This window comes from Komagataeibacter intermedius TF2, from assembly GCF_000964425.1.
In the GTDB taxonomy this organism is placed as follows: domain Bacteria; phylum Pseudomonadota; class Alphaproteobacteria; order Acetobacterales; family Acetobacteraceae; genus Komagataeibacter; species Komagataeibacter intermedius.
Genome location: NZ_BANF01000021.1, coordinates 39,766 through 56,346 on the forward strand (window position 1 = coordinate 39,766; position 16,581 = coordinate 56,346).

The following is a 16,581-nucleotide window of genomic DNA, read 5'->3' on the forward strand; positions in this document are numbered from 1 at the left end:
GTTTCAGTTCAGGACTGTCTGGAAAATCCAGAAACTTTTATGACCTGCCCTCAGATCGGCATGGCACGTTCAAAGATGTTTTCCAGCGCCATGATGCCCGGCAGCGTCTTGCCTTCCATCCATTCAAGGAAAGCCCCGCCCGCGCTGGAAATATAGGAGATATGTTTCTCCACCCCCGCATGGCGCAGTGCCGAAACCGTGTCCCCACCGCCCGCGATGCTTTTCAGTGCGCCGGAATCGGTCAGGCGGGCGACATCGCGCGCCACGGCGTTGGTTGCCGCATCGAACGGCGTGATCTCGAACGCGCCCAGCGGGCCGTTCCAGACCAGCGTCTTCAACGTCGCGATCTTCTGCTCGATCAGCTTCACCGTTTCCGGTCCGACATCCAGCATCATGGCATCAGCAGGAATGGCGTTGACGGGCACGGTGCGGGTCGGGACATTGGCCTGGAAATCGGTGGCGGTCACGGCATCAACCGGCAGCACGATCTCGCAGCCCTTTTCCTTTGCTTTCGCAAGGATGTCGCGCGCGGTGTCGTGCATCTCCGCTTCCTGCAGCGACCGGCCCACGTTCACCCCCTGCGCCGCAAGGAACGTGTTGGCCATGGCGCCACCAATGATCAGCATGTCCACTTTTGCCAGCAGGTTGCCGATCAGGTCCAGCTTGGTGGAAATCTTGGCCCCGCCCACGATGGCCCCGACCGGGCGGGCAGGGTTTTCCAGCGCGATGTTCAGCGCGTTGAGTTCCGTTTCCATCAGCCGCCCGGCAAAGGACGGCAGCAGGCGGGCCACGCCTTCGGTCGAGGCATGGGCGCGGTGGGCCGCGGAAAACGCGTCATTGACGTAATAATCGGCCAGCGACGCGAACGCCTTCGCCAGCTCGGGGTCGTTCTGCTCCTCCCCGGGGTAGAAGCGGGTGTTTTCCAGTACCACGACATCGCCATCGTGCATGGCGTCCACCGCCTGCCGGGCCTTCGGGCCGATACAGTCATCGACAAAGGTCACCGGGCGGCCCAGCGCATCCCCCAGCGCATCGGCGATCGGGCCAAGCGACATTTCCGGCACGGGCCTGCCCCTGGGGCGGTCGAAGTGACTGACGACAATCACCTTCGCGCCCTTCTGGGCCAGTTCCTGAATGGTGGGCAGCAGGCGCAGGATGCGCGTGGCGTCGGTGATCTGGGCGTTGCGGACCGGAACGTTCAGATCGGCGCGCAGGAGGACCTTCTTGCCAGTGGCGTCAAGGTCATCCAGCGTCTTGAAGGATGTGGCCCCCATTACAGTGCCCCGAATACGGCCGCCGTGTCGGCCATGCGGTTGGAGAAGCCCCATTCATTGTCATACCAGCTGCAGATGCGCACCAGCCTGCCACCGTCGATCACGGCGGTCTGGGTCGCATCAAACGTGGATGACGCGGGGGAGTGATTGAAATCCGTGCTGACCAGCGGCGCGGTGCTGTAGGCGAGGATGCCCTTCAGCGGGCCGGATTCCGATGCCTTGCGCAGTGCTTCGTTCACCTCATCGACCGAGGCCGGGGCCTTCTTCGGCACGAAGTCGAGCGAGACGAGCGAGACATTGGGCGTGGGCACGCGAATCGCCGTGCCGTCCAGACGGCCCTTGAGGTGCGGCAGCACCAGCCCCACGGCGCGCGCGGCCCCGGTGGAGGTCGGGATCATGTTCAGCGCCGCCCCGCGTGCGCGGCGCAGGTCCTTGTGCAGGGTGTCCACCGTGCGCTGGTCGCCGGTGTAGGAATGGATGGTGACCATGTAGCCGCATTCGATGCCGAACGTGTCATCCAGCACCTTGGCCACCGGGGCCAGGCAGTTGGTGGTGCACGACGCGTTGGAAATGACGGTCATGTCCGGCGTCAGCACATCCTGGTTCACGCCGAACACGATGGTGGCGTCCACGCCCGACGCGGGGGCGGACACGATCACCTTGCGCGCGCCCGCCTTGATCAGCTGGGCGGCCTTTTCCTTGTCGGTGAAGCGGCCGGTGCATTCCAGCGCCACATCCACGCCCTGGAACGGCACCTTCGTCGGGTCGGCCTCGGCCGAGACGGTGATGGGGTCGTAGGTGCGGCCATTGGCGGTAATGATGATCTGGTTGCCATCCACCTTCACATCGGCGGGGAAGCGGCCATGCACGCTGTCATAGGACAGAAGGTGTGCGTTGTCTGCCACGCTGCCGAGGTCATTGATGGCGACGGGTACGACATCGGTACGCCCGCTTTCGATAATGCCACGCAGCACAAGGCGACCAATGCGACCGAAACCGTTTATTGCGACTTTAACAGCCATTTTCTTATTTTCTCCGTAAGGTCAGACATTTCACACACTGACATCGACCGATGTCATCCCGGGCGGCGCGCCGTTTCCGCCCGCCGGTTCAGGCAGGGTATCGGACAGGGGACGGACCAGGCGCAGCGCGTCGCGGCAGATCCGTTCCGGCGTGATGTCAGTCGTGCTGTCCGGCTGGTCCGGGGTGGCGACCGTCCCGAACCCGTCAATGCCAACAAACAGCCCGTCTGTTCCAAGCCAGCGTTCCCATCCAAACCCTGACGCGGCTTCGATGCCGATCCGGGGTGCCGTTCCCAGCACGGCGGCACGATACGTCATTTTTTGCGCGGCGAACAGTTCCCAGCATGGAAGGGATACGACAGCCGCCGCAACCCCTGCGTCCTTCAACAGTTTGCGTGCCGCCAGCGCCAGTATCGCCTCGTGCCCCGTGGCGACCAGCGTGACCTGCCGCGCCCCTTCGGCTTCCGCCAGGACGTAGCCGCCACGCGCGCACAGGTTGGTCAGCCCGTGCTGTTCGCGTTCCGGGGCGCCCGCCGCCGCCAGCGCGGGGGCGGATTCCAGTGTCAGCAGGCTTGGTCCGCTGGTCCGCCGCAGCGCCAGTTCCATGCATTCCATCGTCTCGCGGTGGTCCGCGGGGCGGAAAACCGCCACGTTGGGCATGGCGCGCAGGCTGGCCAGCTGTTCCACCGGCTGGTCGCCTGCCGCGCCGTCGCCGCTCAGCAGGTCGTCATCGGTCAGCAGGTAGATCACCTGCAGGTCCGTCATGGCGGCATAGCGCAGGGCGGGACGCATGCGGTCCACCGCGATGATGGTCGATGTGCCCGCCGCCAGCAGCCCGTCATGCATGGCGATGCCATTGAGCAGGGCCGCCATGCCATGCACCTGCGTCCCGCATGACAGGTCCGTCTCGCCACCGTTGCGGCGGTTCGTGGGCAGGTCGGCCAGCATGCCCCGGCGTGAGCGCAGGCAGGTCAGTTCCGGCAGGAGTTCATGTAGCGTTTCGAGTCCCCGCCGGGCTGCGAACGTGGGTGCGACACGGGCGATGGCGCTGCCGTGTTCGCGCCATGACCGTTGCCAGTCGGGCTGCCAGAAGGCGGGACGCTGGTTGTGGGCCATGCGTTCGAATTCGGCCTTCTGCCGGTCCTTGAGCAGCCGGCGCAGCCAGGAGCGGCGCGCGCTGGCCCCGCGCCGGGCGGCCCCCGCCCACAGGCCCGGATCATCGACAAAGGGGGGCGGCGGGTCAATTTCCGGCGAGGCGATGCATGCGATCAGACAGGGCTTGTGCGTGCGCTGTGACGACGTGATGGCGGCCGCGATCTGTTCGGGACTGTCGGCGTCCACCTTCCGCACTGACCAGCCCGATGCGCTGTAGCGCGGCAGGATGGCGTCCACGGCTTCGCGCTCGCTTGTCCACAGGCCGACGACCAGCGTAACCCGGTCCAGTCCCATCTGGCCCGCGAGCGCCGCGCTTTCCAGCGCGACGCCGGTGGACAGTTCGGTCCAGCAGCCCAGCCCCCATATCCGGTGGTTGACCAGCGATCGCCCAAACCGTGCCGCCAGCGTCTGTTCCGCCAGCGCCATGCCGATCGCGGCCCCCAGCCCCTGCCCGCTGGGGCCGCAGGCCTGACGGTCATGCGGCGGGGCGGGGTGGTCGCCCACGCGCGGTGGCAGCGGCGCCTGCCCCGACAGTTCGGCCATGATGCGCGGCAGCACACGGTAGCGGGGGGAGGACACCACGAAGCGGTCCCGGTCCGGCCATTCCGGGCTGGCGGGATCGAAGCGCAGGAAACGACTCCACAACACCGCGCAGAAACACGACATGACCCGGGCGTGGGGGGCATACCGGCGGTTGGGTTCATGGGTGCCGATGGCATGGTGGATGGCCGTCGTCAGCCGCTGTGGCATGCTGGGGGCCACGGCTGGCGTGGCGGGCGGGGTCATGCTGGCCTGGTCTGTTGGCATCGGCATCGTCCTGGGGTCGGGGAATGATCGGTCGGAGCCGTCCCGCATGACTACTGCGCTGCGCGGGCGGCGGCAATATTGCGCGCGATATTGCGCTATTGTCCCACTATGCCACGCGGGGGGGATACTGTATCGGTATGGGGCCATGTTCCGTCCGCTCCCGTGCCCCGTCCGCCGTGTCGTCCTTGCCGCCGCAGCCTGCCTGCCGGTGCTGGGCGGGTGCACGCTGGTCAGCCAGAAAACATTCAACCGCCACGCGGGCGACCCGCCACGGCTGCCGCAGCGCCCGCCGCCGCCGGTGCCCGGCATGGACCGTCCCGCGCTGGTCACGATCGTGGCCGGGACGCCGGAAGCGCAGTGGAAACCCGCCGTCCGCGCCGCCGTGGCCGATGCCCTGTCGCGCAAGCCCAACGCGCTGTTCACCATTGTGGTCAGCGTGCCCGAGCGCGCCGATGGCAGCCTGCCGGACATGCCGAAGGTGGTGGATGCGGATGGCCAGCCTGTCCTGCAGGCGGTGATGGATGCAGGCGCGGGCGGGGGACAGACGGAAATGGACGCCCGCAGCGTGCCCGCGAACAGCGCAACGCAGGTCTGCATTTACGCGGAGTAGTTCAATGCGCTTTTGCAATCTCCGCCTCCATCATGCCATAAAGGGTGGTCCGCTGGCGGTTAACCCCCGGCGGTAGCGCCGCGTGAGGGGAACATCATCCCCCCGGCACGGGTCATCCGCGATGGTGACCGTAATGAATGAAGGCCCCGTGAACAGACCGGGGCGTGCATGGAGAAAAGCAGCAGTGTCCAGTAATCAAGTGGATGGGCATCCGTTCTTCCGGTTCTGCCGGACGGCGCTGGAGAATATACGCGCGCAGGGTCGCTACCGGCAGTTCACCCCACTGGCACGCCAGGCCGAGCGTTATCCCCTGTATGACCAGCCGGAAACACAGGCCACTCCGTCAACCCCCGCCTGCCCGCAGGACCGGGAGGTGGTTGTCTGGTCCTCCAATGACTATCTGGGCATGGGTGTCGATCCCGCGGTGGTCGAGGCCGCCATCCAGGCGATCCATGAACATGGCGCCGGCGCCGGCGGCACGCGCAACATCGCGGGCACCAGCCCGGTCCATACCGCGCTTGAAGCCGAAATGGCCGACCTGCACGGCAAGGAGGCGGGGCTGCTGTTCGTCTCCGGCTATGTTTCCAACCAGGCAACCCTGCAGACGATCCTGAGCAGCATGCCCGGCTGGATCTGCTTTTCCGACCGGCTGAACCATGCTTCCATGATCGCGGGCATCAAGGGCGCGCGCGGATCCAGCACCGTCATTTACGAACACAACGACCTTGCGGACCTGGAAGCCAAGCTGGCTGCCGCCCCCAGGGATGCGCCCAAGCTGATCGCGTTTGAAAGCGTGTATTCCATGGACGGCGACATATCCGACATCGCCGGGACATGCGCACTGGCGCGTAAGTATGGCGCCATGACCTATCTGGATGAAGTGCATGCCGTGGGCCTGTATGGCGACCAGGGCGGTGGCGTGTCCGAACGTGATGGCGTGGCGGATCAGGTGGACATTATCGAAGGCACGCTGGCCAAGGGGTTTGGCGTGCATGGCGGCTATATCACCGCACGCAGCGATATTGTCGAATACCTGCGCCTTGCGGCGTCGGGCTTCATCTTCACCACGGCGCTGCCGCCTGCGGTGGTGGCGGCGGCGCTGGCCAGCGTGCGGCTGGTGCGCAGGGATGGCTGGCGGCGTGAACGCATGTTCGAACGCGTCAATACCTTCCGCGACAAGCTGCGCAAGGCGGGCATTCCCTTCACCATGACGCCCAGCCACATTGTCCCGATCCCGGTGGGTGACGCCCAGCGTTGCCGGGAACTGAGCGACCGGCTGCTCAATGATTACGGGATTTACGCCACCCCCATCAACTATCCCACCGTGCCGCGCGGCACCGAACGCCTGCGCCTGACGCCGGGGCCGTTCCATACGGACGAGATGATGGACGACATGGTGACGGCCCTGTCCCGCCTGCTGCGCATCAACGATCTTGCAGCACAGCCTGTCGCCGCCATGGCCTGAGCCACCGCCCGCGCCCGGCATGGTCGGACGCGGGCTGGCCCGGCTGGCGGCGCGTGGGGTCAGCGGCTCTGCGCGATGGCCTTTTTCAGGTCATCATAGCTGACGGCGCCCGGAATGATCTGGCGGGCGTTGAAGACAAAGGTGGGCGTGCCATCCAGCCCGATGGCGCGGGCAAGTTCCATGTTTGCCTGCAGGATGGACGTGACCCTGGCGCTGTTCATGTCACTGGCCAGCATGCCGGCATTCAGTCCGGACTGGGTGGCCAGCGTGCGCATCCGGTCGGCGGTGGGGGTGACGGAATCATTCATGATGGCCGTCTGCATGCGGAAATACGCTGCCTGCCCCCCCTGCACGAATGCCGCCACCAGCGCCTGCGATGCGATCAGGCTGCTCTGTCCCAGAACGGGAATGACCTTTTCAACAATCCGCAGATCCCCGTCTTCCTTTACCAGGCGGTCAAGGTCAGGCAGCACCTTGCGGCAGTAGGGGCAGCGCGGGTCATAGAATTCCACCACCGTGGTATGGCCTGTGGCATTGCCCAGTATCGCGTCGGTTGCCGCCGGGGTCAGCAGGTCGGCACGGTGGGAATCCAGCGCATTGCGGGCCGCGTTCTGCTGCGCCGCGTTGGCGCTGTTGCGCAGGGCCGCGATGGCATCGGACAGGATGGTCGGATCGGTTTTCAGCGCATTGCGCATGATATCGACGATTTCCTGTCGCTGCGCGGGGGTGAAACTGCTGTTGGTGGCGGCGTGGCCCGCGCCGGGCATGGCGGCTGTCGCGGTCATCATTGCCCCCGCGGCCAGCAGGGCATTCAGCAGGCGCGGACGGTGCCGGCGGGGGGAAATGAATGTCACGGGTTTGCTCCGTTATCATGTCAGGATAATGTGTCTGTAAATGATCGGGCACGGGAAAGGAATGGGCCATTGGCGGTGGACAGGGCGGCCTGACCTGTTGCCGACGGCCCGTAAGGCCGTTAAGTCGTGATGGGTCTGCCATGATCGCGCGGTCGTGCGGAATCCGTTGAGTTTATCAAAGCCGACTGCCCATTGGAGAAGCGTTGCGTGCCTGAGCCTTCGATCACCCCTGTTGCCCGTCGGTACATGCGTACGGCGCTTTCGGCCGTTCTGGCCATTTCGGTTGCTGGGTGCGCCGGTCATCGTTATTCGCCCATGCGGCTTGTCTCGCACATGTTCGGTCCGTCGCCCGGACCGCTGATCGGCACGGTTTCGTCGGACGAACCGCAGGCGACGCTGGTGGGGCGTGATATCCTGCAACGCGGCGGCAACGCGGCGGATGCGGCTACGGCCATGGGGCTGGCGCTGTCGGTCACGCTGCCGTCGCGCGCATCGCTGGGGGCGGGCGGGGCGTGCCTTGCCTATCGTCCGGGTGACCAGAATGGCGGACGTGCCTTCATGTTCCTGCCCGCCGCGGGCACGGTGGCAGCCCCCGACATGCCGCATGCCGACCGTCCGGCCGCGGTCCCGATGCTGGCGCGGGGGCTGTACCTCATGCACCTGCAGTACGGGTCGGCTGCGTTTTCGGAACTGGTGCCTGATGCGATCGCGCTGGCGGCCAACGGCATCAATGTCAGCCGGCAGCTGGCCAGCGACCTTGCCGCCGTTCAGGTGCCGCTGCTGGCTGATGCGGGCGTCCGCGCGGTTTTCAGCCGCTCGGACGGCAAGGCGCTGGCGGAAGGCGATGCACTGGTCCAGACCCATCTGTCCGGTGCGCTGGACCAGATCCGCAGCATGGGCGTGGGCGACCTGTATAATGGCGCGCTGGGTCAGTCCTTTGTCGCAGGCAGCCAGGCCGCTGGTGGCGGGTTGCAGATGACGGACATGCGTCGCGCCATTCCGTCCGAACGCCTGCCCATCAGCCTGACCAGCGGAGAAACGCAGATCGCCTTCCTGCCGCCGCCGGCCGATGGTGGCCTGGGCAGCGCCGTTGCGTTCCGTGCCGGGTCATCGTCCGACGCGGCGACGCGCGCGCAGTCCAGCATCGCGGCATGGCGGGCGCAGAATGGCAGCCACGCTTCGGGTACGGGTGACGACCTGACGGCGCGCGCGCAGGCATTCGTCAACAGTGGCGGGGGAAGCGGCGGCGGGCTGCCTTCGCTTCCGGCGTCCACCTCGTTCACCGTGGTTGATCATTCGGGCATGGCCGTGGCGTGCAGCCTGAGTATGGACAACCTGTTTGGCACCGGACGCATGGCGGGCAATACCGGCATCGTGCTGGGGGCGTCGCCCGCGCGCCTGCCGCTGCCGCTGTTTACGGCTGCCATCGCCAGCCAGGGTCGCGCCTTCCGTGCCGCTGTTGCCGGTTCGGGACAGAATGACGCCGCCGCCGCCGTGGGCATTGCCATGCACCAGATCATGGCGGGACAGACACCCGACGCCCATCCGGTCACGGCCCAGGGCCGGGTCAATGCCGTGTCCTGCCCGCATGGCCTGCCGGGTGACGCCAGCACCTGCACCGCCGCGACCGATCCGCGTGGCGCGGGACTGGCCATGGGGCCGCGTTAGGCCACGGGTCCGGGCCTGCCGGGCGGTATTATTCCGGGCGGGCGGGCATGGGGCCATTGTAAATGGTCCTGTTTTGTTCCATATTGCACTGCATGACCTGCCACCTGTTGCGGCAGGGGGCGCAGGGCAGGGTGCCCGGTCTTGGTTTTTTCTTCTCAAACGTCAGGGTAGGCAGCAATGGCACAGGCTCCGGGTATAGACAAAAGCAAGGCCCTGGAAGGGGCCCTGAGTCAGATCGAGCGCGCGTTCGGCAAGGGATCGATCATGCGCATGGGCGAACGCCCGACCGAACAGGTGGATGTGATTTCCACCGGGTCGCTGGGTCTGGACATCGCGCTGGGGATTGGCGGCCTGCCACGTGGCCGTATTATCGAGATCTATGGCCCCGAAAGCTCGGGCAAGACCACCATGGCGCTCCATGCCATTGCGGAAGCCCAGCGCAAGGGAGGCACCTGCGCCTTCATTGATGCCGAGCACGCGCTCGACCCCGGTTACGCCCGCAAGCTGGGGGTGGATGTCGACAACCTGCTGATCAGCCAGCCCGATGCGGGTGAACAGGCGCTGGAAATTGCCGACACATTGGTCCGTTCCGGCGCGGTTGACGTGCTGGTGGTCGATAGCGTGGCCGCCCTTGTGCCGCGCGCGGAACTGGAAGGCGACATGGGCGACAGCCATGTGGGCCTGCACGCGCGGCTGATGAGCCAGGCGCTGCGCAAGCTGACGGGGTCCGTCTCGCGGTCCAACACCATGCTGATCTTCCTCAACCAGATCCGGCTCAAGATTGGTGTGATGTTCGGCAGCCCCGAAACAACGACGGGCGGCAATGCGCTGAAGTTCTATGCGTCCGTGCGCATGGACATCCGCCGGATCGGCTCGATCAAGGACAAGGACGAGGTCACGGGCAACCAGACGCGCGTGAAGGTGGTCAAGAACAAGATGGCCCCCCCCTTCCGCCAGGTCGAATTCGACATCATGTATGGCGAAGGGATCAGCAAGGTCGGGGAACTGATCGACCTTGGCGTCAAGGCGGGCATTGTTGAAAAATCGGGGGCATGGTTCTCCTGCGATAGCCAGCGCATCGGGCAGGGGCGCGAAAACGCCAAGCAGTTCCTGCGGGATCACCCGGAAATGGCCGCCGATATCGAACGCCGCGTGCGTGAGCAGGCGGGCGTGGTGGCCGAAGCCATGCTGGTCGGCCCGGACGAGGACGGCGCCGAACATTGATCCCCTTGGCCTGTCCCGTTATGGCAGGCTATCGTTTTCCACCCGTGCGTTATCGTATCGGCGCATGGCGTGGAAACTGAAAAACGGGGGATGAGGGCAGCCGGCATGAAACCGCGTCTTGCAATGATCGGATTGCTGGCGTGCCTTGCGGCCTGTAGCGCGGGGCACGACGACAATAATGATCCAGCCGATGTGGATGAATCCCCGCCCCCCCTGGGTTCCCATGGGGGCGCGCGCAACAGTGCCGCCCATGCCCGTGATGTCCTGCGTCCGCTGGCGCGGCACCTGCCCAGACCACCAGATCCCACCGATGAAACCGGCACCGAAGCCTATCACACCCCGCCTGATGCAGCGGCGATGCAGATGATCTCGTCAGGCTATGACCCCAATCAGGCAGGCGATGATGACAGCGGGTCCGACAGTGATGACGGCAAGCACTTTGTCGTGCCCGATACGCAGGTCAGCTACGGCAAGCAGGGGCAGGGCAGCCATTGAAACGCATATGGAAACCAGCGGAAGTTTTTGGGTGCCGCCTTTTTTCAAAAGGCGGTGTCCTTTGAAGTTTTCTGCGAAAAGCGTCATCAGGAACGCTTTCAGGGTTTTGAAATCCCTTTAAACGACCAGCACCGCCCGGATGTCGTTCACGTTGGTCAGGGTCGGCCCGGTCATGATCAGGTCCCCCGTCTGCTGGAACAGGGTGTAGCTGTCATGGGCGCGCAGGTACGCACGTGGGTCACAGCCCAGTGCGCGGGCACGGGACAGGGTGGTGGGGGTAATGATCGCGCCTGCCGCGTCCTCGGTCCCGTCAATGCCGTCGCTATCTGCAGCAATGGCCCATATCCCCTCGCGCCCCTGCAGGGCGTTGGCCATGGACAGCAGGAATTCCGTGTTGCGGCCGCCATGTCCCGGCGTGGGCTGGTCGGGGCGGATGGTCACCGTCGTCTCGCCGCCTGACAGCAGCACGGCGGGCCCTGCCACCGGCATGCCGTGCTGGCGGGCGGACAGGGCGATGCCCGCCATCAACGTGCCCGCATCCCGGCTTTCCCCTTCCAGCGCATCGCCCAGCACCAGGGGCGTCAGCCCGTATTCGCGCGCGACGCTGGCGGCGGCCTGCAACGCCATGAATGGCGTGGAAACAAGGGTGTAGCGATTGCGTGGCGACAGGGTGCCATTGACCGGCGGCTGCATGAGCACGCGCCGCACCGCGTCAGGCACGGTAATGCCGTAATGCGCGATGATGGACCGGGCATCGGCAGCGGTGGTGGGATCGGCCACGGTCGGGCCACTGGCAATGGTCAGCGGGTCATCGCCTGGTACGTCGCTTATGGCCAGCGTGACCACGCGTGCGGGGCTGGCTGCCGCCGCAAGGCCACCGCCCTTGATGGCCGACAGGTGGCGACGCACGACATTCATGTCGCGTATGCTGGCCCCCGAATGCAGCAGGGCGCGGTTGACCACACGGATGTCATCCAGCGTCAGGCCATCCTTGGGCAGTTCCAGCAGTGCCGATCCCCCGCCGGAAATCAGGGCGATGACAAGGTCATCCGGGCCCAGTCCCGCGACTTCGGACATCATGGCGCGGGCGGCGGCCTCGCTGCGGCTGTCGGGGACAGGGTGGGCGGCTTCCAGCACGCGGATGCGGCGCGTGGGGGCCATATGCCCGTCGCGCGTGACCACGCACCCGGTCAGGTCCACATCCGGCCATGCCTGTTCCAGTGCCGCGGCCATGGCCGCCGCCGCCTTTCCCGCGCCCACCACCACGCATTTTCCCTTTGGCCGGGGTGGCAGGTAGCGCGCCAGAACCACATCGGGCATGGCGCTGCGGATGGCGGCGTCCAGTATGCCCCGCAGGGTCGTGCGCGCGCGGCCGTCCGTCCAGTCCGTGGCCATGGTGGTACGGGCTGTAGCGGAAAATGGATGGATGGTGGTGTCGTTCATTACAGTATCCATATCCTTCGGGCATGCGTCGGCACACGGGCCGGGTTCATATCGTAACGCATGGCGCGCGGACGGGATGCACGTCGGTCCCTGCGCCCTGTCCATATCATCCATGCGGTGGCGGACAGTGTGTCACAATTATCACGTCTCTATCAGGATGGGGGGAAAGTCCCGGTCCGTGGGCGTTGCACACGCTAATTTGGGGGACGGGTGTATGGATTGGTATGGGTGATGGTGATACGCGGCAGATGGCCTGCACCAGTGGGCAGGCGCCACAGCAGAAAGGACAAGGGCATGGAGAACTGTGTGCTGGACGCGCGTCCCGTTCCCGCCATGCAGCCACCCCATGGCGTGGTGCAGCCTTATCTGATCTTTCCCCGACCGGAATGGGCGGCGTTGCGTGCGAATGTGCCCCAGTCGCTGGGGGAGGCGGACATCGCGTCGCTGCGCGGGCATAACGAGCCGGTTTCGCTGGAAGACATTACCGAGATCTACCTGCCGCTGTCGCGCCTGCTCAACCTGCATGTCATGGCGACGCGCAGCATGAACAACATGGTCAAGAGCGCCTTTATCGGCGCCCCGGCCGTGACCACGCCATTCGTGATCGGCATTGCGGGCAGCGTGGGGGTGGGGAAAAGCACGTTTGCGCGCCTGCTGCAGGCCGTTCTGGCGCGCTGGCCGGACCATCCGAACGTGGCGCTGGTCACCACGGATGGTTTCCTGCATTCCACGCGGGAACTGGAACGGCGCAAACTCATGCACCGCAAGGGCTTTCCCGAAAGTTACGACCTGCGGCACATGATTGCGTTCCTTGCCGCGCTGAAGGCGGGCGAGCGCAACCTGAAAGTGCCGGTCTATTCCCACGAAGCCTATGACATCGTGCCGGACCGCTATCAGGTCATTGACCAGCCCGACATCCTGATCTTCGAAGGGCTGAACGTGTTGCAGACCGTATCCGAACAGCCGTTCATGGCGTCGGACTTCTTTGATTTTTCCATCTATCTCGATGCGGATACGCAGGTGATCGAGGACTGGTACGTCAAACGCTTCCTGTCGCTGCAGCAGACGGCGTTCCGCAAGCCCACCTCCTACTTCCATCACTGCGCCGACCTGACCCGGGATGAGGCGGAACGCATGGCGCGTGACATCTGGCGGCGCATCAACCTGCCCAACCTGCGGCAGAACATCCTGCCCACGCGCGAACGTGCCCGCGTGGTCATGCACAAAAGCCCGAGCCACGCGGTCGATACGGTGTGGATGCGCCAGATCTGACCAGGCTGGATTCCTGCTGGCATGCGTATCGGTGCGCAGTGGCCTGACGTCGGCAAAAGAGAACGGTTTCCAGGTGCCGTCACAGGCCGGTTCGTCCGGTCATCCTGAACAGGGGATAAAAAAAAGGCGGCCCGACATGATGTCGGGCCGCCCTGTCGTCAGAAGCCGGTCTTTATGCGTTCAGGTAAACGGTCTTGGTATCGACATAGGCTTCGAGGCCGTACTGGCCGTCTTCCCCGCCAATGCCGCTATCGCCATAGCCATGGTGGAAGCCCTGTGCTGCCTCGCCACCTTCACGATTGACGTAGATCTCACCGAAGTTGAGTTCATTGGTCATGCGCATGATGTTCTTCAGGTTCTGCGTGAACATGTAGGCCGACAGGCCGTAGCGCGAGTTGTTGGCCTGCGTAATGGCGTCGTCAAAGTCCTTTACGCGGATCAGTGACAGCACGGGGCCGAACACTTCGTTCTGCACGATGTCCATGTCGCCCTTCACGTTGGTCAGCAGCGTGGGGGCATAGAAATTGCCCCTGTCATACGCCCCGCCTGTCAGGCGCCTGCCACCCAGTTCGACCTTCGCCCCCTGTTCCACGGCCTTGCGGACCATGGCGTCGACCTTTTCGAGTTCCTGCGCGCTGATCTTCGGTCCCATATCGGTGTCTTCATCCAGCGGGTTGCCGGTTTTCAGGGCTTCGACCTTCGTGCGCAGGCGCTTGAGGAATTCGTCATAGACCGCCGTGTGGACATAGGTGCGTTCATTGGCGGTGCAGACCTGGCCACAGTTCATGAAGCGCGCGGCAACAGCAGCATTGACGGCGGCATCGATATCCGCGTCCTCCATGACAATGAACGGAGCCTTGCCCCCCAGTTCCAGCCGGACTTCCTTCAGCCCTTCGGATGCGGCAGCCATGATCTTGCGCCCTGCGGGCGTGCTGCCCGTCATGGTGATCAGCCTGGTGATCGGGTTGGTCACCAGCGCATTGCCCACGGTCACCCCGCCGCCGGTGACGACATTGAAGACGCCCTTCGGGAAACCGGCCTCAACCGACAGTTCCGCCAGCGCAAGGGTTGAAAGCGGGGTCAGTTCATGCGGCTTGATGACAAAGGTATTGCCCGCAGCCAGCGCCGGACCCAGCTTGCGCGCCGTCAGGGCAAGCGGGAAGTTCCATGCCGAAATTCCGGCCACGACGCCGTGGGGGATCTTTTCGATCAGGATCTTCTCGCCCGGGCGGCTGCCGGGAATGATGTTGCCTTCCAGCCGTCGGACGTTTTCAGCGGCGAAGCGGATCAGCTGGATGGCGAAATTGACCTCGATCCGGGCTTCCTTCAGCGGTTTGCCGTTTTCGGAGGTGATGATGCGGGCCAGCTTTTCCGTATCGCGCTGGATCAGTTCAATCAGTCGGTACAGGTAATCCGCCCGGTCGGTCGCAATCAGGCCGCGCCATGCAGGAAAGGCGTCCTGTGCGGTCTGCAGGGCACGCTTTACATCGCTTTCACCCGCGACGGCCACATGGGCCAGCACGTCCCCCGTTGCGGGATTGCGGATGGTGTCGCGTTCGGTGTTATCAGCCTTGGACCATTCGCCACCAATGAACAGGTCATGGGTTGTCGGCTTGGTCATGGGGTACTCTCCGTTTTCAGTCGGTTCTATGGATTGGCCGCCATATGGTAGGACGCCGCGCGCGGCCATGCCACCCGCCCCGGTCAGGTCCGGGGCAGGATGGGCATGCGCATGGGTCAGGCAGTGGCGGGCGAAGGGGAAAGGGGACGGCGAAAGCCGTCAGGATGCGAGGAAGGGCCGACCTTCGTGGGCGACCAGCAGGTCATGCATGTCGGTCGCGTGGTCTTCTTCTTCCGCAAGGATTTTTTCAAGCATGATCCGCGTTGTCGGGTCATGGTCGGCAAAATACCGGATCAGTTCGCGATAATGTTCAATGACCAGACGTTCGGCCACCAGGTTCTGGCGCACCATTTCCACCAGGTTGCCGCCATCGCCGTATTCGGTGGCGGAACGGGTGGCCAGCCCTTCGGGTGACAGGTTGGGCACGCCGCCAAGCTGGTCGATGCGGTCGGCCGCCCACATCATGTGGGCGCGTTCTTCCTTGGCATGGGCCGCGAATTCGCTGGCCACACTTTCGCTGGTAATGCCCGTTACGGAAATGGAGTGCATGGTATAGCGCAGTACACAGACCAGTTCGGTCGCCACCACGGTCTGCAGCAGGTCGATCGCGGTCTGGACATTGCCCTGGTACGCCGGGGTCACGGCGCCCTTTTCAATCGATTTCTTCGCGCGTTCCCGCAGGGTCTGGACATCGGTCAGGAACGTATTTTCGCCTGCATCGGCCATGATGCTCTCCTTGTCTGTGGCGGGCATGCGGTAGGCTGCATGTCCGTTACGGATCGTTGCTGGTGTAACGGGCCGACCGGAAAGGGGTTCCCAAAAACCCGTGGCAGGGTGCAGGAGAGTCTGAAAGCGGTCTAAATGCGGCAAAAACGGGTTTTTCGTTGCCTCAGACGTTGCCATTCACGTCCAGATGATTATTGATCACTATTAATAAGACCTATTTGCATTAAGGATGAAGTAAACGGCATGGTATCATTCAGCGCAGGCCAGTCTGACAAGCTTCCCCGCCGTGCGTTGAGCGACGACGCCTATGAGCACGTGCGCCGTGGGCTGATCCGCAGCCGTTACCGCTCTGGCGAACGGCTGGTGCTGCGACCGCTGGCGGCGGAACTGGGCCTTAGCCCCACCCCCGTGCGTGAGGCGCTGCTGCGCCTTGTGTCCGAACATGCGCTGGAACTCAACGACCGCAATACCGCCGTCGTGCCCGCCATGACCCAGCGCAGCTTCGCCGAAATCCATGACCTGCGCGTTGACCTGGAAATGCGCCTTGCCGCCGCTGCCGCCCAGCGTGCGTCCGACCACGGGATCGAGGCGCTGGTCATCCTGCAGCAGCAGTTCATGAATGCATCGCACGCGCAGGACGACGGGGGCATGGCCGCCTTCAACGCGGATTTCCACACCACGGTGGCGACATTGGCCGAACTGCCGCTGACCGCCACGATCCTGCGGAACCTGTGGATGCGGATCGGGCCGATCTATGCCCTGTCACGCCCCATGATCCAGATGCAGCACGAAGGGCGCACCCACCCGCATGACGACCTGATCACGGCATTGCGGCAGCGTGACGCGGTGGCCGCACAGGAGGCGGTCAAGCGTGATTTCGAACATGCGCGCCGCTGGATCGAACCCCGCCTGTCCTGACGGGGGGGGGAGACCCGCAGCCGGGCC

General features: G+C 64.7%; 14 protein-coding genes. 7 read left to right on the top strand and 7 right to left on the bottom strand.

Annotated elements, in window-relative coordinates; genetic code table 11:
* Positions 1 to 50 precede the first annotated feature (50 nt).
* From B7449_RS03775 to B7449_RS03785, 3 genes are read right to left on the bottom strand one after another with little or no spacing between them, the layout of a single operon-like run.
* Positions 51 to 1,274, bottom strand: a complete 1,224-nt coding sequence (locus tag B7449_RS03775; RefSeq protein ID WP_039735478.1) for a phosphoglycerate kinase — start codon at positions 1,272 to 1,274, stop codon at positions 51 to 53.
* Positions 1,274 to 2,296, bottom strand: a complete 1,023-nt coding sequence (gene gap, locus B7449_RS03780) for a type I glyceraldehyde-3-phosphate dehydrogenase (protein ID WP_039735479.1) — start codon at positions 2,294 to 2,296, stop codon at positions 1,274 to 1,276. The genes B7449_RS03775 and gap overlap by 1 nt, the downstream gene beginning before the upstream one ends.
* Positions 2,297 to 2,326: 30 nt before the next feature.
* Complete coding sequence (locus B7449_RS03785; RefSeq protein ID WP_039735480.1) at positions 2,327 to 4,258, bottom strand: transketolase-like TK C-terminal-containing protein; 1,932 nt, start codon at positions 4,256 to 4,258, stop codon at positions 2,327 to 2,329.
* 145 nt (positions 4,259 to 4,403) lie between these two features.
* Between B7449_RS03785 and B7449_RS03790 the strand changes: the two genes are divergently transcribed.
* Positions 4,404 to 4,868, top strand: coding sequence for a hypothetical protein (locus B7449_RS03790; RefSeq protein WP_039735481.1), 465 nt, complete (start codon positions 4,404 to 4,406; stop codon positions 4,866 to 4,868).
* A 133-nt stretch (positions 4,869 to 5,001) separates the two neighbouring features.
* Positions 5,002 to 6,333 carry a 5-aminolevulinate synthase gene (gene hemA, locus B7449_RS03795; RefSeq protein WP_373321491.1) on the top strand — a complete coding sequence of 444 codons (1,332 nt, stop codon included), beginning with the start codon at positions 5,002 to 5,004 and terminating at the stop codon, positions 6,331 to 6,333.
* 59 nt (positions 6,334 to 6,392) lie between these two features.
* On the opposite strand, the gene B7449_RS03800 is transcribed toward hemA, so the two are convergent.
* A complete protein-coding gene (locus tag B7449_RS03800) occupies positions 6,393 to 7,187 on the bottom strand; it encodes a DsbA family protein (RefSeq protein WP_039735483.1) in 795 nt (264 codons plus the stop codon).
* 246 nt (positions 7,188 to 7,433) lie between these two features.
* Here B7449_RS03800 and B7449_RS03805 point away from each other — a divergent pair, with 246 nt between their 5' ends.
* From B7449_RS03805 to B7449_RS03815, 3 genes are all read left to right on the top strand, one after another.
* Positions 7,434 to 8,855 carry a gamma-glutamyltransferase gene (locus B7449_RS03805; protein ID WP_039735484.1) on the top strand — a complete coding sequence of 474 codons (1,422 nt, stop codon included), beginning with the start codon at positions 7,434 to 7,436 and terminating at the stop codon, positions 8,853 to 8,855.
* A 177-nt stretch (positions 8,856 to 9,032) separates the two neighbouring features.
* Positions 9,033 to 10,079 (top strand): recombinase RecA, encoded by a 1,047-nt coding sequence (gene recA, locus B7449_RS03810; protein WP_010507117.1) that lies wholly within the window; start codon positions 9,033 to 9,035, stop codon positions 10,077 to 10,079.
* Between the two features lie 123 nt (positions 10,080 to 10,202).
* Positions 10,203 to 10,574 (top strand): hypothetical protein, encoded by a 372-nt coding sequence (locus B7449_RS03815; RefSeq protein WP_039735485.1) that lies wholly within the window; start codon positions 10,203 to 10,205, stop codon positions 10,572 to 10,574.
* 117 nt (positions 10,575 to 10,691) lie between these two features.
* Here B7449_RS03815 and B7449_RS03820 read toward each other — a convergent pair whose 3' ends face one another.
* Positions 10,692 to 12,017, bottom strand: a complete 1,326-nt coding sequence (locus B7449_RS03820; RefSeq protein WP_039735486.1) for a glycerate kinase type-2 family protein — start codon at positions 12,015 to 12,017, stop codon at positions 10,692 to 10,694.
* A gap of 294 nt (positions 12,018 to 12,311) precedes the next feature.
* Here B7449_RS03820 and coaA point away from each other — a divergent pair, with 294 nt between their 5' ends.
* A complete protein-coding gene (gene coaA, locus B7449_RS03825; RefSeq protein ID WP_082084741.1) occupies positions 12,312 to 13,289 on the top strand; it encodes a type I pantothenate kinase in 978 nt (325 codons plus the stop codon).
* Positions 13,290 to 13,461: 172 nt separating this feature from the next.
* On the opposite strand, the gene aldA is transcribed toward coaA, so the two are convergent.
* Together aldA and B7449_RS03835 are read right to left on the bottom strand one after the other, a co-directional pair.
* Positions 13,462 to 14,910 (bottom strand): aldehyde dehydrogenase, encoded by a 1,449-nt coding sequence (gene aldA / locus B7449_RS03830; protein ID WP_039735487.1) that lies wholly within the window; start codon positions 14,908 to 14,910, stop codon positions 13,462 to 13,464.
* Positions 14,911 to 15,069: 159 nt separating this feature from the next.
* Positions 15,070 to 15,636, bottom strand: a complete 567-nt coding sequence (locus tag B7449_RS03835; protein ID WP_039735585.1) for a ferritin-like domain-containing protein — start codon at positions 15,634 to 15,636, stop codon at positions 15,070 to 15,072.
* A 243-nt stretch (positions 15,637 to 15,879) separates the two neighbouring features.
* Here B7449_RS03835 and B7449_RS03840 point away from each other — a divergent pair, with 243 nt between their 5' ends.
* Entirely contained in the window at positions 15,880 to 16,554 is a 675-nt protein-coding gene (locus B7449_RS03840; RefSeq protein ID WP_039735488.1) for a GntR family transcriptional regulator, read from the top strand.
* The last annotated feature ends 27 nt before the right edge of the window (positions 16,555 to 16,581 follow it).